Below are 25,234 nucleotides of genomic sequence, written 5' to 3'. Positions count from 1 at the left end.
TGGACCTGGTAGATATTCCTGGAGCAAAGCAACTGGTAGCCGAAGTGCAGGAGCATATCGATATTGTAGAAATCGGTACGCCGGTTGTGATCAATGAAGGATTAAGAGCGGTAAAAGAAATCAAGGAAGCCTTCCCTTCCTTGACGGTATTGGCCGACCTGAAAATTATGGATGCAGCCGGATATGAAGTGATGAAAGCTTCCGAGGCGGGCGCAGACATCATTACGGTACTGGCGGCAGCTGAAGATATGAGCATCAAGGGTGCTGTAGAAGAGGCGAGAAAACAAAAGAAACAAATCCTGGTCGACATGATCGGCATTAAAGACATCGAAGGACGCGCCAAAGAACTCGACGCTATGGGCGTAGACTACATTTGCGTACACACAGGGTACGATCTTCAGGCCGTCGGACAAAACTCCTTTGAAGACCTGAAGAAAATCAAGCGTGTGGTCAAAAACGCCAAAACGGCGATTGCAGGCGGCATCAAGCTGAGCACATTGCCGGAAGTGATCAAAGCGCAGCCGGATCTGGTTATTGTAGGCGGCGGGATTACCGGACAAGAAGATAAAAAGGCGGCAGCAGCCGAAATGCAAGCATTGATCAAGCAGGCTTAATCGCCGGCTTCTGTTCAAGCGGATGGGTTACAGACTCCATACGCAAGGCTGAAACATGATCTTAGTCCTCGCTTACTATAGGTGAGGACTTATTTTTCCGAAACAAGAAATGGCCCGGAAAGCTGTTTTTTACACGAAAATCAGAAAAAAGAAGGTGAAATCCATGGATGCCATGACCTTTGTGTTGTTTGGTTCGACCGGTGATTTGGCCAAAAGAAAATTATTCCCGGCGCTGTACAACCTGTTTCTGGAGCAAAAGCTGCCGCAAGCTTTTTCGGTCATTAACCTGGGACGCAAGCCGTTGTCGGATGAGGAATTTCAGGCCTATGTCGAACAATCGCTGGACACTTTTTCAAGGCGTAAGCCTGAAGACCGCTCCCAGGTAGAGCCATTTCTCCGGAACTTCCGTTATTTGGATATGGATGTGACGAAACCGGAGGGATACCGGGAACTGCTTAAGCGGATTGAAGAAAGAGAAAAGGAGCTCAACATTCCGGAGAACCGGATGTTCTATCTGTCGGTTGCGCCCGAATTTTTTGACGTGATCGCCTTGAATATCAAGGAGAGCGGCTTGGGGAGCGGCAGAGGCTGGAAACGTCTTATTATTGAGAAACCGTTCGGACATGATTTGCCGTCGGCCCGGAAGCTGAACGTCAAGCTGAATCAGGCTTTTGAGGAAGACGAAATTTATCGCATCGATCATTACCTCGGCAAGCCAATGGTTCAGAACCTGGAAACCCTAATTCCGGCGAATCCTGTTCTGAAGGCGCTTTGGAGCAATCAATACATTGCCAATATTCAGATTACCGCCAGCGAAACGGTGGGTGTAGAGGAGAGGGCCGGTTACTATGAAGGCGCCGGAGCGATCCGGGATATGTTTCAAAATCACATGCTGCAGCTGCTGATGATGACGGCTATGCATCTGCCGACTCCCGTCACGGAACAAAATGTCCGTAAGCAAAAGAGCAGCCTGTTGAAGTCTCTCCGGCCGATATGCAAAACGGAGGCGGCCCGGCACGTAGTGCGCGGTCAGTATGGAGCGGGGGAAATTCACGGTCAAGCCGTCCCTGCCTATCGGGATGAACCCGGAGTGGATGCCGCCTCGATGACCGATACATTTATCGCCGCCCGGTTATGGATTGACGAATTTTTCTGGAAGGACGTCCCCATTTATATTCGGACAGGAAAACGCATGAAGGAAAAGTCTACACGGATCGTCCTTGAGTTCAAAGACAGATTAAAGGAACAGAACGCGGATGCAGACCGGATGCCTAACCTGTTGACAATTCAAATCAATCCGGATGAAAAAATTACGCTGCAGCTCAACGGCAGGAATCCATTGAAAAACGGACGGATGGAGCCGGTTGCCTTGGATTTCTCGGTGCCGTCCGATCAGATGCCGGAAGCGTATGAACTGCTTTTATTCGATGCTTTGAAAGGCGATGCGACGTTTTTCGCCCACTGGGAAGAGGTCGAATTGGCATGGAAATGGGTTCAGCCCCTTGTCGAGGCCTTCGAAGAAAATCTCCTGCCGCTTCATGTTTATCCTGCCGGTTCGTTTGGTCCGGCCATGGCTGATGCTCTATTGGAAGAGCAGGGATTTCACTGGTGGCATGACGAAACACCGGAAGCCCGGGAGTTGTATAAGCTGGCTGCAATATAATTACGCGAATAGGGAAAGCTAAGACAGGAGGTAGGAATCGCATGAAAATCGGATTAGTCGGTTTAGGTAAAATGGGATTCAATTTGGGTCAAAATCTGATCGACCGCAAACATGAAGTCGTGGCGTTCGATTTGAATACAGATGCCGTAAAAAAGCTTCAAGCATATGGTGCTCAAGGTGCGGAAAGCCTGGAGCAGCTCGTTCATTCATTACAGCTGCCAAGGATCATCTGGATCATGGTTCCTCATGCCGTGGTGGACTCCGTACTGGATGAGCTTACACCGTTTTTGACCAAAGGCGATATTGTCATCGAGGCGGGAAATTCACACTATAAGGAATCCATCCGCCGATACAATCAGCTGAAGCAAGCCGGAATCTATTTTATGGATGCCGGGACTTCCGGAGGAATGGAAGGAGCCCGTCATGGGGCATGCTATATGGTTGGTGGCGACCCTGAAGCATGGCGCGTGGTGGAGCCGGTCTTCCGTGATACTGCAGTGGAAAACGGGTACCTGTATGCTGGCAAAGCCGGCAGCGGCCATTATCTGAAAATGGTCCATAACGGGATTGAATACGGAATGATGGCGGCCATCGGAGAAGGCTTCGAAGTCCTTGAGAAAAGCGGGTTCGACTTTGATTATGAGCAGGTGGCCAGAGTATGGAATCACGGGTCCGTGATCCGGTCATGGCTAATGGAATTGACCGAACGCGCATTTTCGAAGGATGCCAGGCTGGATGAGATTAAGGGTGTGATGCATTCCTCCGGAGAAGGGAAGTGGACGGTGGAGGAAGCCCTGGATCTTCAGACAGCCACGCCGGTCATTGCCATGTCTTTATTGATGCGCTACCGCTCCTTGGATCAAGATACCTTTACAGGCAAAGTGGTGGCTGCTTTAAGAAATGAGTTTGGCGGGCACGCCGTGGAAAAAAGCAAAGTCCCTGTACAGGCATAAATGAATGGATCATGGATGCCAATCTGAGAAAAAGTTGACCGGACCCTTGGGGGCCGGTCAACTTTTTTCAGTTGGATGAGCCGGAAGACCTGATGATATGCTCTGAATTTTGGATATCCTTGATTCTCTTTTTGCCCCATTCATACATCATTTCAATAATCGGCATCAGCGTCATCCCAAGCTCGGTCATCGAGTATTCTACTCTTGGAGGCACTTCAGGAAACACCTCGCGATGGACAATTCCGTCATCGATCAATTCCTTCAGCTGGCTCGTCAGCATTTTATGCGTAATTTTTGGGAAAAGTCTTTGAAGCTCGCTGAAACGGTGAGCGCCCTCTCTTCCCAAATGCCAGAGGATGGTGATTTTCCACTTTCCGCTGATAATCGCCAAAGTTAATTCTTTTTCACAATTGAAATCGCCGTTATTGATTTTATCTAAAATTTCTTTTCTTAGATCCGACATCGTATTCTCCTAATCTTTTAATAGTAACTTTTTTGTAACCAGCGCACAAAAAAGTGCATTCTTCTTTAATCTCTTCCCGCGATATAAAATGTACATTGTAGTTATTATGATAAAGGAGAGTGAAACAAATGTCCAAAAAAGTATTGATTTTAACTGGAGATGCTGTAGAAGCATTAGAAGTATACTATCCTTATTATCGCTGTTTGGAAGAGGGATACGAGGTGGTCATCGCTTCCCCTACAGATAAAAAAGTACTGGCTACGGTAGTTCACGATTTTGAAGACTGGCAAACCTTTACCGAGAAAAAAGGATACAATATTGAGGCTCACGCTTCATTCGAGAACATTAATCCGGAAGAATTCGATGCCTTGATCATTCCGGGCGGACGAGCTCCCGAGCATATTCGCCTTCATAAAGATTTTGCCCGGATCGCAAGCCACTTCTTCAAGCAGGATAAACCGATTATGATTCTGTGCCATGCCAGCCAGGCGTTATCCGTTATCGCCGATGAGATTAAAGGCCGCGAAATGACAGCCTACTTCGCTTGCCGTCCTGAAGTGGAAGCAGCGGGTGCAAAATATATCGAGACGCGTTTCCACGTTGACCGCAATCTGGTTTCCGGTCATGCCTGGAACGATCTTCCGCAGCTGATGAAGGAATTCATTAAGCAGGTTAATGCAGCGAACTAAGGGCAAAATAATATATTATAGCTGCCATGAAAATTAAAAAACAAAATGGTTAGAGGAGAGAAGAAAAATGAAATTACAATTAGCATTGGACCTGGTAGATATTCCTGGAGCAAAGCAACTGGTAGCCGAAGTGCAGGAGCATATCGATATTGTAGAAATCGGTACGCCGGTTGTGATCAATGAAGGATTAAGAGCGGTAAAAGAAATCAAGGAAGCCTTCCCTTCCTTGACGGTATTGGCCGACCTGAAAATTATGGATGCAGCCGGATATGAAGTGATGAAAGCTTCCGAGGCGGGCGCAGACATCATTACGGTACTGGCGGCAGCTGAAGATATGAGCATCAAGGGTGCTGTAGAAGAGGCGAGAAAACAAAAGAAACAAATCCTGGTCGACATGATCGGCATTAAAGACATCGAAGGACGCGCCAAAGAACTCGACGCTATGGGCGTAGACTACATTTGCGTACACACAGGGTACGATCTTCAGGCCGTCGGACAAAACTCCTTTGAAGACCTGAAGAAAATCAAGCGTGTGGTCAAAAACGCCAAAACGGCGATTGCAGGCGGCATCAAGCTGAGCACATTGCCGGAAGTGATCAAAGCGCAGCCGGATCTGGTTATTGTAGGCGGCGGGATTACCGGACAAGAAGATAAAAAGGCGGCAGCAGCCGAAATGCAAAAATTGATCAAACAAGGTGCATAAGCATTATGCAAACGACGCAGTATTTTGCCAAGATCATTCAAGAGTTGGAGCGTTCGGTAAACCTTATCGCCGATGAACAAGCGGAAAAGCTGTCGAAAGGAATCCTTGAATCCAGGAAAATTTTCGTGGCTGGAGCAGGCCGGTCCGGACTGATGATGAAGTCCTTCGCGATGCGGCTGATGCAAATGGGCTTTGAAGCTTATGTCGTTGGCGAAACCGTAACTCCCAACCTGGAAAAAGGGGACCTGTTCATCATCGGTTCCGGTTCGGGAGAGACGAAAAGCTTGGTGCCTATGGCTCAGAAAGCCAAAAGCCTGGAGGGAACCGTCGCGACGATCACGATTTCCCCGGATTCGACCATCGGGACTTTATCGGATATCATCGTGAAATTGCCGGGTTCGCCCAAAGACCGGTCGGACGGGGGCTACATCACCATCCAGCCGATGGGAGCTTTATTCGAGCAGACGCTGTTATTATTTTGCGATGCCGTCATATTGAAGCTGATGGAGAAGAAGGGATTGGACTCCGGAACCATGTTTGGCCGACATGCCAATCTGGAGTAGGCATTTTTTTTACTGGACTATATCGTAAATCCCATATTGAACTGTACCGGCGGTTTGGGGCCGGTACAGTTTTTTTCATATCCCCGGAAGCATGAAGGGGAAGGATAATGTGTCCGAGCACGGCCAACATGTGGTTATGGATAACGATTTGATGGAGCCGTTAATTATCCGTTAGATCCGTTGTGATTCTGCGAAGATTTTGCTGGATGACAGGGGTATCGATAACATCTTCATCCATCACGGTATTCACATTGTTGTGCATAATATTCATTCCCTTATGCCTGTCCCCCATGTTATTTTTTCGGTGGCGATCCAGCCGGGCTGATGTTCTCCCCTGCGGAGACGGTAGCATCCCGGTTTAAGGAATTGACTTTAAGCATATGGTCTGAATAACGATATGCCGAACAGGCAGCTCCAGCGGTAACTTCTCCTGTTTATAAGTTATGAAAAAACCTGGCCAATGGCCAGGCTCTTATCCGGATCTGCACTTTCGTACACAGCTGTACTGGTCGCACGATCCCCGGTTCACGCCTCAACGCCGGCTGCTGTGCTGAAATTCAGCCTAATGGCAGCCTCTGATGAGAAAGCGCCCTCTGCGCCGACTCCACAACCTTATAATGTCTAGCCTTTGTTACGCTGAACGCCTTGAGTGCTGCGGGTACCCCGGGCACCTCGGGTACGGTGGGTGCCTGAAGTGCCTTGGGTACGGCGGGAGTCTTGATAGCCAGGAGCGCCTTGGTAGCCAGGAGTGCCTTGGTAGCCGTAATAGACGTCCTGAGTGTTCTGTGGACCTTGGGAGCCCGGATTGGCCGGGTAACCGTAATATCCATCCTGATTGTTTCGCGTGCCTTGGTATCCTGGAATGCCCTGATAGCCGTAATAAACGTCCTGGTTGCTTTGCGGACCTTGGGAGCCGTGAAAGTCGCGTGTGCTCCTTCCTCCTTGAACCCCTTGCGTGCCGTGGGCACCCCGGGTACGATTGGAGTCTTGATAGCCTGGAGTACCCTGATAACCGTATTCGACGTCCTGTATACCTTGGGAGCCTTGGGAGTTATGAATGCCATGCGACTTTCGCTTACTTTTTTTGTAATTATGAGCCCCTTTGGTTTTTCGAATTACTCGAGTACCGTGAGCATCGCTTGTATTTCTACGCTTTTTGATTTTCTTTCTCTTGCCGCTTATGGAGCTTAGTTGGATTGCCCCTTTGCCTAATTTTCGATTTTTCATATTTATGCCTCCTTTATTTGATAGTGTAGGATATGAATCGGCTCATTGTTTTGATAGGGATATAGATTTAGTTTTTAAAAAAAAGAAGCTGCCTGAATCATCGGGACAGGAAACGAAGACCCGGGCCAACGCCGGTTAGTACTTGTGTGAAGAAGTCTCCATTGGAGCTATATTATAAGAAGAACGGTTTTTTCTTATGCCCAAACCAAACAGCCAGGGGACCGCCCCGCAGTCATAACGACTTATGGGACAATCCCCTGGCTCCGGTTTATCGGGCCGAAGGTGCAGGTGCCGTGTACGGATAAGTATACTGAAGCTCCTCGTCGAAGGTAACATAATCGAGGTTGACCATCAGAAGCAGATAGCGCGTTCCCGTCTGTGGATCGCTGATAATGATGTGGTCACGGCCGGCCGCTTCAATTCTGCCCTTGAAGATTTTGGCGTTCCATTGAGAGTTGTTCTCGTAAGTCATGTAGAACGTACCGATTTTGCCAAGATTCAGGCGCAATATATTCTCGATGAAAGATTGCTCGAGCGGGAGCTGCCCCATAGACCCCGGTGCTCCTATAGGTGCGGCGGACGGCGCGCCCAACGGAGAAATCAGTCCCCCGGCTTGAACGTTGGGCTGACTCCATTGCTGAACGCCAAGTGTGGCCGCCGGAACGTTCGCCTGCAGCAATGGCTGGACGTTAGGCTGTACCGCCGCAGGAGCGGGACCGTAGTTCGGAATGCCGTAACCGCCATAGGGACTTACACCTGTTTTATAAGGATTGCTGTACATAGTTGAATAAAACCTCCTTCAGATGCTCGCAGCTTTGCTGCTGGATTCATGCTAAATCATAGACAGACACCAGCCCCGAAAGGGGAAGAAGCAATCGTTCCCGAAACAGGCCCGTCAGTGGCGGGGGGACTTCATTACCTGGAACTGGCCTAACGGGAAGGAATAAAGGTAACGGGCGTCCGGCTGATTTTCGTTGCAGAACAGCCATATCGGAGTGGGATTACTTCTTGCTTCGCGGGCTTAGGCTCATGCACAATCCATTGTATGGAGTAGGCTGTAGTTTGGTGACACGTGATAAGGATTGTTTTGATAAATCCAAAATGCAAGGAGGAGCAGCGGACCATCGTCCGTTACCCCTCCCGCTTGATTGAGACATAAGCCGCCGGCAGATGATGGCGCCAACAATGAGCAAGGGATAAAAAAGACCCGCGGGTCAAATCTTCCCGCGGTTCATACGGCCAGGTGCCTGCGCACCTGCTCCTCACTAAGCGTATCGGAGCTTCCCTCGGCGACGATGGTGCCCTTATCCAGCACATAGCAATAGTCGGCGATGCTTGTTGCGAATGTCAGGCTTTGTTCGACCAGCAGTACAGCCATCTGCTTGTCGTCCTTAATCGATTCGATTACGCGTTCGATATCCAGCACGATGGACGGCTGGATGCCTTCCATCGGTTCGTCAAGCAGGAGAAGCTTCGGCTCGGAAACGAGCGCGCGGGCGATGGACAACTGCTGCTGCTGACCGCCGCTCAGGTCCCCGCCTTTGCGGTACAGCATTTCCTTCAGCACAGGGAATTTCTCATATACCGATTCCGGAATGCCCGCTTTACGTACCTTGGCGCTCGCGGCCTCCAGTCCCAGCAGGAGATTTTGCTCTACGGTGAGCTGCGGGAAGATGTCCCGGCCCTGCGGAACATAACCGATTCCCGCCCGCGCACGGCGATCCGGCGATCGGGACGTATAATCGTGTCCGGCGTAGCGGATCGTTCCCTTCTTCGGCTTGATTAGGCCCATGATCGTTTTCATCAGTGTCGTTTTGCCTACGCCGTTGCGTCCCATAAGACACACGACCTGGCCAGGCTCTACTTTCAGCGACACATCCCGCAGGATCATACTTTCGCCATACCCGGCTTCAAGGCCTGTCAGCTCCAATTTCCCGTCAGCTTCAATCATGCCGTTCGCCCCGCTTTCCCAGATAAACTTCGGCCACTTTATCGTCTTCCTGAATATCCTGCATCGATCCTTCGCGAAGTACGGTACCTTCATGCATGACGGTCACCGTTTTGGCGAATCGGCGCACGAATTCCATGTCGTGCTCCACCACGACCACGGTTTGACGGCTGTTGATGCGGTGCAGCAGCTCGCCGGTTTTTTCTGTCTCGCTGTCGGTCATGCCGGCCGCCGGCTCGTCGAGAAGCAGCAGCTCCGGCTCCTGAATGAGCAGCATGCCAATCTCGAGCCACTGCTTTTCACCGTGAGAGAGCGAGCCTGCCTTATCTTTAGCCTTGCCCGCCAGACCGATCATCTCCAGATCCTGGTGAAGCCTGGAGCGCTGCTCCTTTGTCGTCTTCGCGAGCAGCGTACTGAGCAGACCGCGCTTCTGGCGCATGGACAACAGCATATTTTCCTCCACTGTCAGCGTCCCGAAGATCGAAGGAGCTTGAAACTTCCTGCCGATGCCCAACTGAGCGATTTGGTGCTCCTGGTATTTGGACAAATCGGTTTGTCCTTTGAACAGCACCTTGCCTTTGGACGGTTTAACCTTGCCGCAGAGCACGTCGAGAAGCGTCGTTTTGCCGGCGCCATTAGGGCCGATCAAAAACCGGAGCTCACCGGCTTCAAGAGAAAAATTCAGTCCGCGAATGGCTTTGAATCCGTCAAAGCTGACCTCCAGCTCCTCCACGCGGATAATCGGAGTCCGTGCGTTTTTTCTGGGTGAAGTTTCGTTATACGGCATCGCCATTACCTCCTTATTGCGGTTTTTCGAGTTCGGTGTAGCCCAGAGGTCCGGGAGCGGGAATGGCTGCTGTTGGCGCGAGTGCCTGTCTGCTCCGGCCCCATTTTTCAAACAAATCCTTGAGGGTTCCGACAATACCTTTGGGCAGGAAAAGGGTAACGACGATAAACATGGCCCCCATTATAATCGGCCACCATTCCGGATAAGCTTCGCTGAACGTCGTTTTGGCGGCATTGGCGGCGATAGCTCCGATGACGGCTCCGTAGATGGTGGCACGGCCGCCGACCGCTACCCAGAGGACCATTTCGATGGAGGGAACGATGCCCATCTGTGCCGGAGAGATGATGCCTTCCTGCAGGATGAACAGCATCCCTGCCAGCCCGGCCAGCCCTGCGGAGACGCAGTATATGAACACTTTATAGGCTACGGGATTGTAGCCGATGAAGCGGACGCGGTTCTCGGCATCGCGCACGGCAACCAATATTTTGCCGAGGCGGCTCCCGGCGAGCCACAGGCAGAGCAGCAGCGTGAGGCCCAGAACGACTACCGTGACATAGTAGAGCGCAAGCTTCGTGGAAGACTCGCCGAGCTTCAGCCCCAAGAAGGTATCGAAGCCGGTCAACCCGTTCGTTCCGCCGATCCATCCCTGTTGACCGACGAATAGAGTGACGGTGATGATCACAAGCGCTTGGGACAAAATAGAGAAAAAAGCACCGCGGATCCGATTGCGGAACGTGAGGTAACCGAGCACGAAGGCGACCGCCATCGGCACGATCAAAGCCAGCGCTACCGCCGCGCCTGCGGATTGAAACGGCACCCAAAACCACGGAAGTGTTTCAACGCCGCTCCACGACATAAAATCCGGCAGCCCGCCCTGGGAGGCGGCGAGCTTCAGATGCATCGCCATGCCATAGGCGCCGAGTCCGAAATATACGCCGTGTCCCAGGCTGAGAATGCCCGTATAGCCCCAGATCAGGTCAAGCCCCATGGCCAGAATGGCGAAGGCGAGAAATTTACCCAGCAGCCCGAGCCGGAATTCCGATAAAAACATAGGCGAAAGCAGCATGACGGCAAGTAAGACGAGACTGAGGGCTATTTTTATTTTCGTATTGCTGATGGATAACAAAGTCATGGTCCAGCACTCCTTTGCTTGGTTTGTTGCGGGGGTGGCCCATGGGCCGCAGCATTAATCAAGCGCCCGTGATTTCATGGTGGCGAGTCCGGACGGCTTCCACTGCAGGAACGCAATAATCAGCGTGAACACAATGACCTTCCCGAGGGTGGCGCTGGTGGTATACTCGAATGCCGTGCTCAGGACTCCGATGCCGAGCGCTCCTGCCACCGTTCCGATCAGCTTGCCGATGCCCCCGAGAACAACGACCATAAAAGCGTCGACGATGTAATAGGTCCCAATCGAAGGACCGATCGGCCCGAGCAGGGTCAGTGCACAGCCGGCGATACCGGCCATGCCGGAGCCAAGGGCGAATCCGAGTCCGTCGATCCGCTGGGTTGAAATGCCGAGGCAGGAGGCCATGCTTCGGTTCTGCATGACGGCCTGCATGCTGCGGCCGCCCCGGGTATGGTACAAGTAAAGGTATATTGCCGTCATGCAAACGATGACGAGGCCGATAATAAACAATCGTTTATAAGGAAGGGTCAATTCGGCGGTGAGCGCAAGGCCGCCTTCGAGCCACTCCGGGGCTTTCACGGCAACGTTCGGGGCGCCGAAGATAGTCCGGGCCAACTGCTGCAGTACAAGGCTGACGCCCCATGTCGCCAGCAGGCTGTCGAGCGGACGGCCGTACAGGTAGCGGATCAGCGCTTTCTCGAGCAGCCAGCCGATGGCCGCCGCAACGGCAAAAGCCACAAACAGCGAAAGCACGAAATAATAGCCGAAAGCCGAAGGCGGCAGCGCTTTTTGGAACAGCTGCTGAATCATATAGGCCATATAGGCGCCGATCATGATGAATTCGCCGTGAGCCATGTTGATGATGTTCATCAAGCCGAAGGTGATGGCAAGCCCGAGTGCGATCAAAAGCAAAATGGAGCTGAGCGAAATGCCGTTGAACAATTGAAGCAGGAGCAAGCTCATGGAATAACCTCCCTTTCCTCGGCAAGGAGTGTATGTCGGAAAACAGAGGACTGCCTTCAGGCAGTCCCCGATATCGTTAAAACAACAGAAAAGCGGAATTTGGATTCGGAGAAATATGAAATAGGGACGTTCATTTTAGAATGATTACCGTTGGAGGTTTTTATTTCTTTGTCACTTCCGCTCCCCATGGGTAGGTAGTAAGGAACGGATCCGGCTTGATCGGTTGCCCGGAGTTCCACACCTCTTTGAACTGTCCGTCCGCCTGGATTTGACCGATGCGCACCGTTTTGTAGACATGCTGATTGTCGCCGTCGATCTTTACTTTACCGCCCGGAGCGTTGAACTCAAGTCCTTTGGCCGCTTCCCTGACTTTATCCACCTCGAAGGACCCGGCTTTCTTCACGGCTTCGGCCCAAAGATAGACGCCAAAATAGCCTGCCTCGATTGGGTCGCCCGTTACGCGGTCATTGCCGTATTTGGCTTTGTATGCTTCCACGAATTTGGTATTCTCGGGGGTATTCGTGGTTTGGAAATAATTCCACGCCGCGTAATGGCCCTCGAGCACGGAGGCTCCGATGCCGCGGATTTCTTCTTCGGCCACGCTGACAGACAACGTGGTAAGGTCCTGGGCGGTAATGCCCGCGTCTTTCAGCTGTTTGAAGAAGGCCACGTTGCTGTCTCCGTTCAATGTGTTGAACACAACGTCCGGCTTATCCTTCTTGATTTTGCTGATGATCGTATTGTAATCGGTATGTCCGAGTGGCGTGTATTCTTCTGCGATCAGCGTGCCGCCCTCCGCCTTCAGCTGTTCCTTGATGATTTTGTTAGCCGTTCTCGGAAAGACATAGTCGGAGCCGAGCAGGAAGAACTTCTTGCCTTTGTTCTCCAGCAGCCACGTAACCGCCGGTACGATTTGTTGGTTCGTCGTCGCTCCGGTGTAGAAAATATTAGGGGATGCCTCCAGGCCCTCATATTGAACCGGATAGAAGAAAAGTCCTTTATTTTGCTCCACAACGGGAAGAACCGCCTTGCGGCTGGCCGATGTCCAACCGCCGAAGATGACGACGGCTTTATCCTTCTGCAGCAATTTCTTCGTTTTCTCGGCGAATGTCGGCCAGTCGGATGCTCCATCTTCCACGATGGGTTTGAGCTGCTTGCCCAGCACGCCGCCCGCCTGATTAATTTCCTCGATCGCCATGATTGTAGAGTCGCGAACGGATACTTCACTGATGGACATGGTACCTGTCAAGGAGTGAAGCACGCCTACGGGAACGGTGTTGTCGCCGCTATCCTTAGAGGCTTCCGAGCTGGTTCCGGGTGCGGTTCCGGAGTCCGGGGCTGTCGCCGGAGCGGACCCCGAGGCGCAGCCAGCTAACAATACAGCGAGCGAGAGACTGACGGTCATGAGAACAGATAAGCTTTTCTGAATTGGTTTCATTTGATTCACTCCCCCAAATTTTGGATTTTGTGAGCTACATGCCTAATCATATTCAAATGTCATTTGAGTGTCAATATAAATAACATAATTTTGAGGTTATTAAAATTTTTTCTATCAATAAGCCAATAATGTAAGATTTTATATTTCGATTCAAGTAAAAAAAGGTAAAATACATATTTTCATTCTGGATTTGTGTAATAAAAATTAACATAAAATATTTACACTCGCACAAATCGCGAATATAATAAACCTATTGAGACGGTAATATTCGTGTTTTTAGGAGGTGTAACATGTACCTGACGGAAAGGGAGAAGGAAAAGCTGCTCATTACCGTGGCGGCCGACGTGGCCCGCAGGCGGCTTGCCCGCGGCGTCAAGCTGAACTACCCCGAAAGCGTGGCGCTGATTACCTCGGAAATTATGGAGGGCGCCCGGGATGGCATGACGGTGGCCCAACTCATGCAGTTTGGCACCACGATTTTGAAAGCCGGGCAAGTCATGGAAGGCGTTCCGGAGATGATTCATGAAGTGCAGGTGGAGGCGACGTTTCCGGACGGGACGAAGCTGGTCACAGTTCATCAGCCGATCCGGCGCTAACGGGCGCTTGATCCATGACATTCATATTAGCCGTATTTCAATATCATTAATGATCTCGAAGAGAGGGGAATGGTTATGGTACCTGGAGAATATCGGGTAAAAGCCGGATCGATCGAGTTGAACGCGGGGAAAGAAAAATCGGACCTCATCGTCATCAATACCGGAGATCGGCCTGTTCAAGTAGGATCGCATTACCATTTTTTTGAAGTGAACCGCGCACTTCGATTTGATCGGCAGCAAGCGTTCGGCATGCGGTTGGATATCCCCGCGGGCACGGCCGTCCGGTTCGAGCCGGGAGAGGAAAAGCCCGTAAAGCTCGTCGAACTGGGGGGTGAGAAGCTTTCCTACGGTTTGAACGGATTATCCAAAGGGAAGGTGCGGCGGGGTCATCTTCCGGAACCGATTCGCATAAATCTGACCGAGTGGGAGGAGGGCCTCTAGGTGGCTGAGATGGATCGAAAATCGTACGCCCTCATGTTCGGCCCCACCGTCGGGGATGCCGTCAGGCTGGCGGATACGGATCTGTGGGCGGAAATTGAACGCGATTTCACCGTCCATGGCGAGGAATGCAAATTCGGCGGGGGAAAAGTGATCCGCGACGGTATGGGGCAATCGAGCCGTCATACGCGCAATCAAGGGGTGCTCGATACCCTCATTACGAATGCGGTGATTATTGATCACAGCGGGATTGTGAAAGCCGATATCGGGATCAAAGACGGCGTCATTGTCGGCATAGGCAAAGCGGGTAATCCGGATCTGATGGATGGTGTGCATCCGAACATGATTGTCGGGGCTTCGACGGAAGTGATAGCGGGCGAAGGCAAGATTATCACGGCCGGCGGCATCGACACGCATATCCATTATATCTGCCCGCAGCAGATCGAGACGGCGCTGGCGTCAGGAATAACGACCATGATCGGAGGAGGCACCGGGCCTGCGGCGGGGACGAGCGCCACGACGTGCACGCCCGGCGCATGGCACATGCACCGGATGCTTGAGGCGGCGGAGGCGTTCCCGATGAACCTCGGGTTTACCGGCAAAGGCAATGCCTCGTTTCCCGGGCCCTTGATCGAGCAGGTGGAGGCGGGAGCTATCGGACTCAAACTACATGAAGATTGGGGAACGACCCCTGCTGCGATCGACGCCTGCCTGAACGTAGCCGACCGCTACGATATTCAGGTGGCGATTCATACGGATACGCTCAACGAATCCGGATTTGTGGAAGATACGATCAAGGCGATCGGCGGACGTACCATTCATACGTACCATACGGAAGGCGCGGGCGGGGGCCATGCGCCGGATATCATCCGCATCGCTTCTGAATTGAACGTGCTGCCTTCATCCACTAACCCGACACGTCCCTATACGGTGAACACCGTGGAAGAACATCTCGACATGCTGATGGTATGCCACCATCTGGACAGCCGTATTCCCGAGGACGTCGCCTTCGCCGATTCCAGAATCCGGCCGGAAACGATCGCGGCCGAAGACATTCTTCACGATCTTGGCGTGTTCAGCATCATTAGCTCGGATTCTCAAGCTATGGGCAGGGTGGGCGAGGTTATCACCCGGACGTGGCAGACGGCGGACAAAATGAAGAAGCAGCGCGGATATTTGGCCGCGCCGGGCGAGCAGGATGCTTCGCCCAAGGACAACGATAATTTCCGCATCAAGCGTTATGTGGCCAAGTATACGATCAACCCGGCGATTACGCACGGCATCTCGCATTTGGTCGGTTCGGTGGAACCCGGGAAGCTGGCGGACCTGGTGGTGTGGAGCCCGGCATTCTTCGGCGTAAAGCCGGATATGGTGCTGAAAGGCGGGATGATCGCTTACGCGCAAATGGGTGACCCGAACGCTTCGATACCTACGCCGCAGCCCGTTTTCGGAAGGCCGATGTTCGGTGCTTACGGCCGGGCGCTGAATCGCTGCGTGACGTTCGTTTCCCAAGCGGCTTACGATGCGGGAGTGCATCATCAGCTCGGTCTTCAAAAGCGGATTGAGCCGGTGCGCGGCTGCCGCAGCATTACCAAAAGGGATATGATTCACAACGGTGAAACCCCTTTGATCGACGTCAATCCCGAGACTTATGAAGTGAAGGTCGACGGGAAAGTCATTAGCTGTGAACCCGTCAGCGAGCTGCCGATGGCACAGCGTTACTTTTTATTTTAATCATGTAGGCTTATGAGCAAGGAGGCAGCCGCGGCATGGAGAACAGCCAGACATTATCATGGCTTGCCTATACGCAGCTATTGGACTCGGCGCTGCCGATCGGGGGGTTCTCCCATTCGTTCGGTTTGGAGACGATGGTGCAGGAGGGCAGAATCGCAGGACTGCACCAGCTGCAGGAGTACATTGAGAGCATGCTGTTTCACAGCTGGGCGCCGGTTGATGCGTTAGCCGTCAAGGCCGTCTACACGCTTGCCCCTGAGCAGCGCTGGGAGGAGCTTTGGCTCGTTGACAAGACGCAGCATGTCCAGCGGGCAGCGATGGAGACGAGGGACGGCGCAGCCAAAATGGGGCGCAGGCTGTATCAGCTCGTCCGTGCTATGTATCCGCAGCTTGGGTGGGAGCCGCTGAATGAAGCTGTCACGTCGGGGAAGTGCATCGGTACCCATCCGCTCATTCACGGTTGGATCAGCCTGCGGCTTGGGATTCCTCTGACCATGGCGGCTGAAGGGTATTTATACGCTTCCGTGATGACTTGCATCAACAGCGGACTGCGGCTGATGTCCATCGGTCAAACGGACGGTCAGCGGCTGCTCGCAGCGTTGGTTCCGTCCATTCAGGCGGCTTGGCGGCAGTGTGAGAGGCTGGACCCGATAGAGGACGGCTTCGGAAGCGTTCCTTATGCGGATATTGCCATGATGCGTCACGAGAGCTTGTATTCGCGGTTGTTCATGTCTTAATGCCATGATATTCGATATATCCATTACTTATTATTTGAAGGAGGGCTTTGCTATGTGTCAGGGAGGAGCGCATCATCACCATCATTGGGAAACGCCGGAGAAAAGGTCCTTGGAGCGTCCGCTGCGGATCGGAATCGGAGGTCCCGTCGGCTCCGGCAAAACGGCGCTTGTAGAGCGTCTTGCCAGAAAGCTGAACGAACGATACAGCATTGCGGTCATCACCAACGATATTTATACGAAGGAAGATGCAGACATCCTGATTCGTTCCGAGGCGCTGCCGCCCGAACGTATTATCGGCGTGGAAACGGGCGGATGCCCGCATACGGCGATTCGCGAAGATGCATCGATGAATTTTGAAGCGATTGAAGAACTGGAACGCCGGTTTTCCCGTCTCGATATCATTTTCATCGAAAGCGGAGGGGATAATCTGGCGGCGGCCTTCAGCCCCGAACTGGTAGATCGCTTCATCTATATTATCGACGTGGCGCAGGGAGAGAAAATTCCGCGCAAAGGCGGACCCGGCATCATCCGCTCGGATATGCTGATCATTAACAAGATTGACTTGGCCCCTCACGTAGGCGCCTCATTAAAGGTGATGGAGGAGGATACGATCCGGATGCGCGGCGACAAGCCGTTCGTGTTCTCCAATCTGTTCGACGGCCAAGGGCTGGACGACATCGTCCATTGGGTCGAGCATCAATACAGCCATGCCTGAGGTGACCGGTTCCGTTAATGCCGAATTTACGGCGAAAGGCGGAAGCACGCAGCTTCAACGCCATACCCATGCTTATCCGTTAAAAATTGCCAAAACCTTCCCGTTCGAAGGGCAGCTTGGTGTATACCTCATGGATGCGTCTCCCGGCGTAATGGCGGGGGACCGGTATGAGCTGGTTTGGCGATTCGGCGAGAACACGAATGTTTTCGTGACGAATCAGTCTTATACGAAGGTGCATCCTTCGAAGAAGGACGGCGGCACCCGACTGAACCCGAGTGCACAGAGCCAGAGCCTGTCTCTTCACCGCGGGGCTTACGTGGAGTACATGCCTGAGCCCTTGATGCTGTACAAGGATGCATCGTTTGCGAGCGACATGACGGTTCAGATGGAAGAGGGAGCGTCTTTATTCCTTAGTGATATCGTTTGCCCGGGCCGGACGCATCGCGGAGAAGTGTTTCATTATGAGCGGTATCAGAGCCGATTGACGGTCCGGTATGGAAACGAGTTAATTTTCAGCACGAAGCAGCGTGTGGAGCCTCAGCTGCAAGTACCGCGGCAAATCGCGCGCTGGGATTCTCACACTCATACGGGAACGCTGTATTTATTCTCGGAAAGGGTCAACGCAAACGTGGCAGAAGCATTGCGCGAACGGTTGGCACAGCAAGATTCCTTGCGCCCCGGGCTATACTACGGCATAAGCTTGACCTACAAATTCGGCTTAGCGGTCAGCGTGCTTGGGGTTCGCGTCTACGAAATCGAAGCGCTGCTTAAGGAAGCGTGGACCTTCCTGCGCTCAGAAGTTTTCAACCGAAATCCGCTGTTCGTTCCCAAGTGATAGGGCGTAGCTTGTTTATAGTTCTTTTACTCCTGGAGATGGTGCAAATGCCGTCTCCTTTTCTCCATTTTATTTTCCTTTGTTAGCCATACCCCTTTTTGATTTTTTCCTCCCGGTACTAAAATATTCTACCCTTCGCCGGTTTCGACAATATTTTGAACACCTGGGTCTGTTTGTTGTCAATTGGTCTGCAGGTTGTTATTATTAAGGGGATGTTTATGCGTGAAGAATCAAGGACTCACTAAAGACTCTTCGCACGAGGAGGTTTAATCAAGTGAAGGAACAGGTAACCTTGGAGCTGGGTACGGAGGCGGCTGCTGCGGTTGAATCACCGGCGAGCGAATCTGCAAGCTGGAAGGATTTTGTTCAACTGGCCAAGCCGGGTATATTGTTTTCCAACTCCATTACGGCCTTTGGCGGTTTTTGGGTCGCATCAGGCTGGCATGTCGATTGGATGAAACTGATATTCACACTGCTTGGAACCGCGCTCGTGATGGCTTCCGGTTGTGTGCTCAATAACTATCTGGATCGCGATATGGACACCAAAATGGAACGGACGCAGAAGAGGGCTTTGGCTGCCGGAAGGATTTCTCCTCAAACGGTACTGTGGTACGGCATCACTTTGGGAATCATCGGACTGTCTGTGCTTTGGTTTTTGGCTAATCCGATCGCGGCGCTGCTTGGTCTCATCGGACTGTTCGTCTACGTGTGGATTTATACGGCCTGGTTTAAACGGACCTCGGTATGGAGTACGGTTGTCGGCAGCTTCTCCGGAGCGGTTCCTCCGGTCATCGGCTATTGCGCCGTCAACCCGCAGCTCGATGCCGGAGCTATTGTTTTGTTCGGCATTTTGTTCCTATGGCAGCCGCCGCACTTCTGGGCGCTCGGCATCCGTCGGATGGAAGAGTATCGCGCTGCCGGATTTCCTTTGCTTCCGGTGGTGAAAGGGACGTATATTACCAAGATGGCGATGATTCGCTACATCGTCCTGCTCGTTCCGTTTTCTCTGCTGCTCTATCTTTTCGGTTATGTCGGGTCGCTTTATTTCTACGCTGCAACTGTTTTGGGGCTGTATTGGGCTTTTATAAGCCTGAACGGATTTAAGGCAGAAGACGAAGTGCAGTGGGCGAAAAAAACGTTTATTTTCTCCATTAATTATTTGATCCTGTTGTTTATTGCAATGGTGATCAGCACGACCCCTCTACCGTAATCGTCATATACGTACTGGGTTGAAGTTATAATCCCATGGCACCTGGGGCCTGGGATTTATTTTTTATAGAAGAAAGGGTGGGTATCATGCAAAAAAACGGCTTTAAAATCATCGTTGTGGTATTATTGATCGGCCTGATCGCTACCTTTGCCTATATGCTGCTCAAAGGGCCGGAGCAAGAAATAGGCGTACTCAAAAAAGCGCCGGAATTTACGCTGGAAAATCTGGATGGGAAGCAGGTCTCGCTGGCGGATACGGCTGGAAAAGCGAAGCTCATTTATTTTTATTTCTCCACCTGTCCGGATGTATGTATTCCGACAACTTATACGCTTTCCAAGATTCAGGACGTTCTGATCAAGAAGGGCGCTTTTCCGGACAAAACGGTTCTTATGTCGATTACATTCGATCCGGACAGAGATACGCCTGAGCGCTTAAAAGAATTCTCGCAGCGGTACCACGCAGATTACCGGGGCTGGTATTTTTTGCGCGGCAACCAGGATGAGGTAATCAAGCTGGCCAGCGATTATGGCGTGATGGTCGTTAAGGATCCGGGGGGCGAGACCTATACGCACGGCAACTTATTTTTGCTGGTGGACGGTAAAGGCGACCTCCGTACCTACTACAGCGGTCATGATGAGAATCTGGATATAGAAAAAGTGGCTGACGACCTGATCCAAATCAGTAAAGATAAGTAAGCCATTTATGGAAGGGCACCGGGGGTCAGCGCCTGCATGAGTTATTTTTGGTATATTTTATTGAACAACGTCGTTCCATTAACGGTGATGATCGCGATCGGCGTTGTTTTATACCGCGCATTCAAGCTGGATATCAAGACGCTCTCCAAGCTGAATTTTTATTTGTTTTCACCGGCCATTATTTTTAAAATGCTTTACGAATCATCGATATCTTTAGTCATACTAGGGCAAACGCTGCTCTTTTTCTTTCTGTTTTTTGCATTGATGTTTATCCTGGCCGAGATCGTGATCCGCCTCCGCCGCTACCAAGGGGGCATGATCCCGGCCATGCGCAATACCGTTATTTTCTACAATAGCGCAAACTACGGGGTTCCGCTCAATCAACTTGTGTTTGTAGGGGACCCTTTTACGCTGTCGATTCAAATTATCATCATGATGATGCAAAGCTTGCTGCCGAATACATATGGAATTTACTCCGTTAATGCTTCGAAGCGCAACGATATGAGAAAAACGCTTCGAACGATTATGACGCTTCCGGTCATTTATATCATTCCCTTGGCGTTTTTAATGAAAGGATTGGATATTCCCGTACCGGGACCGATCTATGCACCGATCAATTATATCTCAAATGCTTTTATTGCCACGGCTTTGATAACATTGGGTGTTCAGCTTGGCAGCATGAAGTGGGAGCTTAATTTCTCGGACGTCATGCTGGCCAATGTGCTCCGGCTGCTGATCGGACCCGCCGTAGGCTTTGGAATCGTTATGGCGATGGGGATCGAGGGAGTGATGGCTCAGGCGCTGGTCCTTTCGTGTGCAGTGCCGTCTTCGCTAAGCAGTGTGCTGATCGCCGTTGAATACGACAACGAGCCTGAGTTTACTTCACAAGTGGTCTTTTCATCGACGGTCTTTAGTATTTTCACGGTAACTTCCGTTATTTATTTTATTAGCTTTATGACATAATGAGGCGGAAGATTTGGTTTAAAACTTTTCAGAGCCAGGGATTGTGGGCGGATACACGATATACTCATCGAGCCCGGCCTTTTCCAATTGCTGAATTAAATATTCGTCAGGCGTCCCTTCCACGCCGGCATAGCCGCGTTTTGTGTAAATTTGCTCCGCATCGGGAAACACATCCCTTAGAATGGCTCGAATTTTTTTGCCGGAGGAATCGTTATCGGTGAACAAATAAACGTATCGGTCGCCAATTTTCTTTGTTAGAGATTCCAGCCGCTCTGTGTTGAGCGAACCGAACGTGCAAACAATAAGAATGTCGTCCGTCAACAGACGCTTAAGTCTGTTTTTGTCGTTTTTTCCCTCCACGATAATGGCGATAGACATCGAATCCCTCCGTTTCAAGGTGATGAGGTGTTCTGTAATTGTAGTATATCTGTTTTTGGCTCCCTGTCCAAACCCGTGTCGTTATTTCCCGGGAAAAGTAGAAGGAGACAAGCAACCGTTTTTATAGCGTGCAGAAAAGGCCTGACTTGATGTCAGGTCTTTTGATATAGGAAAAATATTCCAGATTCGGGTTAAGACAAAGACCTGGCCGCCAGCAGCCAGGTCTTTGTTTTTGGAGAGTGGTTATTTGTGTAATTTATTTGTTGATGAAGTTGGCTCTTTCGAGCAAACGTTTCAGCATGGTAGCGGATTGTGCGCGGGTAGCCTGTTCACGGGCGCCCAGCGTATTCTCCGTCATACCGTCGACGATGCCTGCTTCAATGGCTGTCGCCAATTCATTTTTTGCCCATACGATCGTATGGGAGTCGACGAATTTCTCGAGCAGTTGAGCCTGTCTCTGCTCGGAAACGGCCGGCTTCGCGCCAGCATAGGCCAGAGCGCGAACAACCATCGCCGCCAGCTCTTCACGATTGATTGTAGCGTTCGGACGGAACGTGCCGTCTTCATAGCCGTCAATCAGCTTGGCGGCTGCCGCGGCTTTTACGACGCCGGAATACCAAGCGCCGGAAGCCACGTCGCTAAACGGGCTGCTGCCGCTGCCGGTAGCTTCAAGACCCAAGGACCGGACAACGAGCGCCGCGAATTCTGCACGGGTAATGCTGCGCTCCGGTTCAAAGGTCGTATTGGTTACGCCGTCAACCACCAGCTTGTTCGCCAGCAACTGGATGTAGCCTTGCGCCCAGTGACCGGAAATATCGTTAAAGGATTTGTTCATTTCGATGGCCGCGTAAATACTGCTGCCGTTGCGTTTCAGAACAGCTTGATTGCCTGAGAATAGAGCTGGAACGAAGCTCAGCCGGTTCGCCGACGTGTTGAACAGCACACCGGTCGTTTTGGATGGATCAACCGTTTTATTCAATGGAAGAATCCGGCTTAAATAATGGTTGCCCAAGTCAAGCGCCGCCGTTTGGTTGTTGCTGCCCTGACCTACGATGTTGAAGTCCACCACAGGGCTTACCAGTTTGCCGCCAATCGCATTCGCCGCAGAGGCTACGCGGTCGATCAGCGCTTGTTCGGCCCGGGCAATGCTTACCTTGATGTTCAAATCGTTTACGGCAACGGAAACCTTGCCTGCAAGGTCCTCCAGCTTCAGCACATTCAACGGAATGTTGTACGAGCCGTTGTCATTTTTAACGATCAGCAGCTTCTTGGGGTTCGCTGTAAAGCTTGTCAGTGCTTTTGCCGGAACCAGCACAAAGGTCCCGTTCAATGTCAACGTCACCGTGTCATACTTATCGAACGAGTTTTTCAATTGGTCGGCATGAACGGAACCGTCAGCTGGAACGCTGATGTTCCCGGAAGGGCTTGTGCTTTCGCCGCCTCCCCCACCGCCGCCACCGCCAGGGCTTGATCCGGAATCATCGTCGCTCGTATCACGGTAAACGGTTTGATATACGGACTCATTGACCGTAAAGCCTACAGGACCGTAAAGATTAATGTAATTAAAATTACCAAGGTTAGACAGATTGAAGTTGTAGTGATATCTGCCGTACACGTCGTCATATACGCTGTATGTAGCGGTGGTGACACCAATCTGTTTTCCGCTCGGATCATACGCGTATACGGTAGGGGTAACACCCGGTTCATACACGTCGGTATATACCGAACCGGATACCGAACCGTTGCGATACGTACCAACCTGGAATCCTGAAGCCGCAAAAGCAAGCACTGGCATCAGGATAGAGATGATCAGCATCGTCGCGGTTACTTGGGCTGCTTTTTGAAGAACAGCAGGCTTCATGCGGTTATCACTCCCTTACAGATTTTGCAAATAGTGAGAACGGGTATTGCAGTGAGCAGGTTTCATCCCGCGGTGCAATTCACCTCCTTGTTTTCCTAAAATCCCATTACAAAGGGTTCGAAACAGACATCTGAGTTTATGTCCGTTTGGCCAAAACTAGGGGGCGGTCAGGTCCGTCATTCCTATGTTTTTACCCGGATCGGACTGGACCGGTCCCCATGGAACCATTTAGCTCTCCCTTTAACGTTGGAAACGCATACAAAGTTGCGCTGTTTTTTGAAATACGGACTAATGAACCATCAATTCGGGACTGCAGTAGCGAAAAATAGGCGGATGTGATCCGCAGGCCCGATAATGGAATTGCCTTTTGAAACAGGATGCTGCGAAAAACAATGCCTATCGCGGATTTTGCCGAGCGGTGGCAAAGACGGTCGTCCGATTCATTTTACCGTTATAGTATTAAAGACCATCCGCTTGACGGACGGTCCTTTATTGGAATACACGTATGAATACGGTCTCCTAAGAGGCGGAAATGCAGCAAGCTGCTAGTATTAAACTTTGAGCGGAGAGGCGAACGCACGAAAGGGAAGGACGGAAAGCGCCAGCATCAAACAGAGGAAGGCGATAAAATAAGGCGACATGTACGTGCGAATGTAGCCTGCTGCCAGAGGGCCGATAAAAGCGCCGATGGAGTAGGAAATCGACAGCAGCGAAAAGACGCGTCCGTAACGGTTGGAACTGGTGACCGCAGCAAGCACGGAAGCGATCGCAGGGAATATGACGCCTTTTGCCATTCCGATCAGGAACAGCGAGGCATGCATGGGCAGCGGCCAATGGACCGACATGCCGAAAAAAATGAGCGCAAGAGCCAGGCTGCCCAGCGATGTACGCAGTACGGGAGATATCCGGCTCAAAAACAGCATGCTCAGCGTCACCAGCGCGCCCAGACTGACCAGAGAGAAAAATACGCCCGAGGTTAGAATGGACCCTTGCGTCTCTTTCATGAGAGGAAGCTCGAAAAACAGGATTCCCTGGGAGCAGGAAATGGCTAAAGGCACAGCGTAAAACAACCATGGAATCGTGCCGGCTCCTCCCTGGGCCATTTCCGGAAGCGGGCCTTCAAGATGGTCTCTGCCTTGAGGAAACAGCTTGGCTGCCGTTTGTTTGTACTGTTTTTCATTCACGCCGATCCATGCCAAAATTCCGGTGATAATGAGACCCCAACCCAGAAACGTAAAGGACTGGGCAAATCCGAATTTTGCGACAAGATAGGCTCCTGCGGCCGGACTGAGTACGGAAGCAAACGTATGAACCATGCCGTTGCCTGCCATCAGCTTGCCTTGCTGCACCCGGTCCTTGGCGATTTTGGCAAGAAGAGACAAACAGGCAGGGGATAGAAAAGCCAGTACGAAGCCGCTGATGGAACGGATGATCAAGAGCTCCCACGGGTCGGTCACACGCGATTGAATCAACAGCACGATTCCTGCTACAATCAGGCTGAATACAATAAAACCCTTGCTGCCGTAACGATCGACGCCATAACCGGCAATCAAGTTTCCCGGCAAGTGTGTGATGGAGTAGACGCCCAAGATCAAGCCTATGAAGGACGGTGCTGCACCGAGGGAGATGGCGAACGGGGAGAGGATCGGATACTGCGCATGCAGATCGAAAAAAGCAACGAACATGAACAGATAGAGCCATACGGCGGTTTTCATTGAAATCACCTCGCATCGATTAGAAGTGGCTGTCCCTCAGCCTGTCACTCTATACGTTTACGTTCGGGGTAAAACGGATAGTACAAGTATTTTGGAACTCCGGCCAGTTGTGAGACGAGATGGAACGCAAGCTCGCCCAACTGCGTAAAAAAAGAGATGAAGAAAAAGAGACCGTTGGTGTATGATGAGGAAATAGTCCGACATTATGATGGCTAAA

Annotated in this window: 26 protein-coding genes; 15 read left to right on the top strand and 11 right to left on the bottom strand. The window is 51.5% G+C overall.

All coding sequences use genetic code 11. From position 1 onward, the window contains the following. From hxlA (NR121_RS12430) to gnd, 3 genes are all read left to right on the top strand, one after another. Positions 1-614 (top strand): 3-hexulose-6-phosphate synthase (hxlA, locus tag NR121_RS12430; RefSeq protein WP_256831263.1); only part of this gene is annotated, 614 nt, incomplete at its 5' end. A 163-nt stretch (positions 615-777) separates the two neighbouring features. Further along, positions 778-2,277: a glucose-6-phosphate dehydrogenase gene (gene zwf / locus NR121_RS12425; RefSeq protein ID WP_256831261.1), complete on the top strand. Its 1,500-nt coding sequence runs from the start codon at positions 778-780 to the stop codon at positions 2,275-2,277. A gap of 41 nt (positions 2,278-2,318) precedes the next feature. Beyond that, positions 2,319-3,230: a phosphogluconate dehydrogenase (NAD(+)-dependent, decarboxylating) gene (gene gnd, locus NR121_RS12420; RefSeq protein WP_074727334.1), complete on the top strand. Its 912-nt coding sequence runs from the start codon at positions 2,319-2,321 to the stop codon at positions 3,228-3,230. Positions 3,231-3,297: 67 nt separating this feature from the next. Here the strand turns inward: gnd and NR121_RS12415 are convergent, their stop codons facing one another. Beyond that, positions 3,298-3,693, bottom strand: coding sequence for a winged helix-turn-helix transcriptional regulator (locus tag NR121_RS12415; protein WP_054820334.1), 396 nt, complete (start codon positions 3,691-3,693; stop codon positions 3,298-3,300). A 128-nt stretch (positions 3,694-3,821) separates the two neighbouring features. On the opposite strand from NR121_RS12415, the gene NR121_RS12410 reads away from it, so the two are divergent. The 3 genes from NR121_RS12410 to hxlB all read left to right on the top strand — a co-directional run bounded on the left by NR121_RS12410 (position 3,822) and on the right by hxlB (position 5,648). Further along, positions 3,822-4,382 carry a DJ-1/PfpI family protein gene (locus tag NR121_RS12410; RefSeq protein ID WP_062406664.1) on the top strand — a complete coding sequence of 187 codons (561 nt, stop codon included), beginning with the start codon at positions 3,822-3,824 and terminating at the stop codon, positions 4,380-4,382. Positions 4,383-4,449: 67 nt separating this feature from the next. Further along, positions 4,450-5,085 carry a 3-hexulose-6-phosphate synthase gene (hxlA, locus tag NR121_RS12405; RefSeq protein ID WP_062406667.1) on the top strand — a complete coding sequence of 212 codons (636 nt, stop codon included), beginning with the start codon at positions 4,450-4,452 and terminating at the stop codon, positions 5,083-5,085. 5 nt (positions 5,086-5,090) lie between these two features. Next, positions 5,091-5,648, top strand: a complete 558-nt coding sequence (gene hxlB, locus NR121_RS12400; protein ID WP_054817166.1) for a 6-phospho-3-hexuloisomerase — start codon at positions 5,091-5,093, stop codon at positions 5,646-5,648. Between the two features lie 621 nt (positions 5,649-6,269). Here hxlB and NR121_RS12395 read toward each other — a convergent pair. The 7 genes from NR121_RS12395 to urtA form a co-directional block, all read right to left on the bottom strand. Continuing rightward, positions 6,270-6,875 (bottom strand): hypothetical protein, encoded by a 606-nt coding sequence (locus tag NR121_RS12395; protein WP_139170775.1) that lies wholly within the window; start codon positions 6,873-6,875, stop codon positions 6,270-6,272. 268 nt (positions 6,876-7,143) lie between these two features. Continuing rightward, on the bottom strand, positions 7,144-7,656 hold the full coding sequence (gene gerQ / locus NR121_RS12390) for a spore coat protein GerQ (protein ID WP_054817061.1): 513 nt from the start codon (positions 7,654-7,656) through the stop codon (positions 7,144-7,146). Between the two features lie 450 nt (positions 7,657-8,106). After that, on the bottom strand, positions 8,107-8,826 hold the full coding sequence (gene urtE / locus NR121_RS12385) for an urea ABC transporter ATP-binding subunit UrtE (protein ID WP_062406673.1): 720 nt from the start codon (positions 8,824-8,826) through the stop codon (positions 8,107-8,109). After that, entirely contained in the window at positions 8,819-9,616 is a 798-nt protein-coding gene (gene urtD / locus NR121_RS12380) for an urea ABC transporter ATP-binding protein UrtD (RefSeq protein ID WP_256831260.1), read from the bottom strand. The genes urtE and urtD overlap by 8 nt, the downstream gene beginning before the upstream one ends. Before the next feature lie 7 nt (positions 9,617-9,623). Next, complete coding sequence (urtC, locus tag NR121_RS12375) at positions 9,624-10,742, bottom strand: urea ABC transporter permease subunit UrtC (protein ID WP_256831259.1); 1,119 nt, start codon at positions 10,740-10,742, stop codon at positions 9,624-9,626. A 54-nt stretch (positions 10,743-10,796) separates the two neighbouring features. Beyond that, positions 10,797-11,702 carry an urea ABC transporter permease subunit UrtB gene (gene urtB, locus NR121_RS12370; protein WP_062406679.1) on the bottom strand — a complete coding sequence of 302 codons (906 nt, stop codon included), beginning with the start codon at positions 11,700-11,702 and terminating at the stop codon, positions 10,797-10,799. Between the two features lie 160 nt (positions 11,703-11,862). Next, entirely contained in the window at positions 11,863-13,140 is a 1,278-nt protein-coding gene (gene urtA / locus NR121_RS12365) for an urea ABC transporter substrate-binding protein (protein ID WP_256831257.1), read from the bottom strand. Positions 13,141-13,430: 290 nt separating this feature from the next. Between urtA and NR121_RS12360 the strand changes: the two genes are divergently transcribed. The 9 genes from NR121_RS12360 (at position 13,431) to NR121_RS12320 (ending at position 21,063) form a co-directional block, all read left to right on the top strand. Beyond that, the gene (locus tag NR121_RS12360) at positions 13,431-13,736 is read left to right on the top strand and encodes an urease subunit gamma (protein WP_062406683.1); all 306 of its coding nucleotides are present in this window, start codon (positions 13,431-13,433) and stop codon (positions 13,734-13,736) included. Between the two features lie 75 nt (positions 13,737-13,811). Further along, positions 13,812-14,177, top strand: coding sequence for an urease subunit beta (locus tag NR121_RS12355; RefSeq protein ID WP_054817063.1), 366 nt, complete (start codon positions 13,812-13,814; stop codon positions 14,175-14,177). Positions 14,178-14,186: 9 nt separating this feature from the next. Next, positions 14,187-15,908: an urease subunit alpha gene (gene ureC, locus NR121_RS12350; RefSeq protein ID WP_306274489.1), complete on the top strand. Its 1,722-nt coding sequence runs from the start codon at positions 14,187-14,189 to the stop codon at positions 15,906-15,908. 35 nt (positions 15,909-15,943) lie between these two features. Continuing rightward, positions 15,944-16,645 (top strand): urease accessory protein UreF, encoded by a 702-nt coding sequence (locus tag NR121_RS12345; RefSeq protein ID WP_054817064.1) that lies wholly within the window; start codon positions 15,944-15,946, stop codon positions 16,643-16,645. Positions 16,646-16,697: 52 nt separating this feature from the next. Further along, positions 16,698-17,360, top strand: coding sequence for an urease accessory protein UreG (ureG, locus tag NR121_RS12340; RefSeq protein ID WP_062406687.1), 663 nt, complete (start codon positions 16,698-16,700; stop codon positions 17,358-17,360). Beyond that, a complete protein-coding gene (locus tag NR121_RS12335) occupies positions 17,353-18,195 on the top strand; it encodes an urease accessory protein UreD (RefSeq protein ID WP_054817065.1) in 843 nt (280 codons plus the stop codon). Before ureG ends, NR121_RS12335 begins: the two co-directional genes overlap by 8 nt. Before the next feature lie 274 nt (positions 18,196-18,469). Further along, positions 18,470-19,405, top strand: a complete 936-nt coding sequence (gene cyoE, locus NR121_RS12330) for a heme o synthase (RefSeq protein ID WP_074727325.1) — start codon at positions 18,470-18,472, stop codon at positions 19,403-19,405. An 86-nt stretch (positions 19,406-19,491) separates the two neighbouring features. Next, complete coding sequence (locus tag NR121_RS12325) at positions 19,492-20,100, top strand: SCO family protein (RefSeq protein ID WP_062410815.1); 609 nt, start codon at positions 19,492-19,494, stop codon at positions 20,098-20,100. A 36-nt stretch (positions 20,101-20,136) separates the two neighbouring features. Then, positions 20,137-21,063 carry an AEC family transporter gene (locus NR121_RS12320; RefSeq protein WP_062406693.1) on the top strand — a complete coding sequence of 309 codons (927 nt, stop codon included), beginning with the start codon at positions 20,137-20,139 and terminating at the stop codon, positions 21,061-21,063. A gap of 18 nt (positions 21,064-21,081) precedes the next feature. Here NR121_RS12320 and NR121_RS12315 read toward each other — a convergent pair whose 3' ends face one another. From NR121_RS12315 to NR121_RS12305, 3 genes are all read right to left on the bottom strand, one after another. Further along, positions 21,082-21,441, bottom strand: coding sequence for a toprim domain-containing protein (locus NR121_RS12315; RefSeq protein WP_054817066.1), 360 nt, complete (start codon positions 21,439-21,441; stop codon positions 21,082-21,084). A gap of 256 nt (positions 21,442-21,697) precedes the next feature. Beyond that, positions 21,698-23,302 carry an S-layer homology domain-containing protein gene (locus tag NR121_RS12310; protein ID WP_062406695.1) on the bottom strand — a complete coding sequence of 535 codons (1,605 nt, stop codon included), beginning with the start codon at positions 23,300-23,302 and terminating at the stop codon, positions 21,698-21,700. Positions 23,303-23,853: 551 nt separating this feature from the next. Continuing rightward, positions 23,854-25,017: an MFS transporter gene (locus tag NR121_RS12305; protein ID WP_062406699.1), complete on the bottom strand. Its 1,164-nt coding sequence runs from the start codon at positions 25,015-25,017 to the stop codon at positions 23,854-23,856. Positions 25,018-25,234 lie beyond the last annotated feature (217 nt).

The organism is Paenibacillus sp. Pae15 (assembly GCF_024519685.1).
In the GTDB taxonomy this organism is placed as follows: domain Bacteria; phylum Bacillota; class Bacilli; order Paenibacillales; family NBRC-103111; genus Paenibacillus_G; species Paenibacillus_G naphthalenovorans.
The sequence above is the reverse complement of the archived record's forward strand: the minus strand, read 5'-3'. Positions and strand labels throughout refer to the sequence as shown.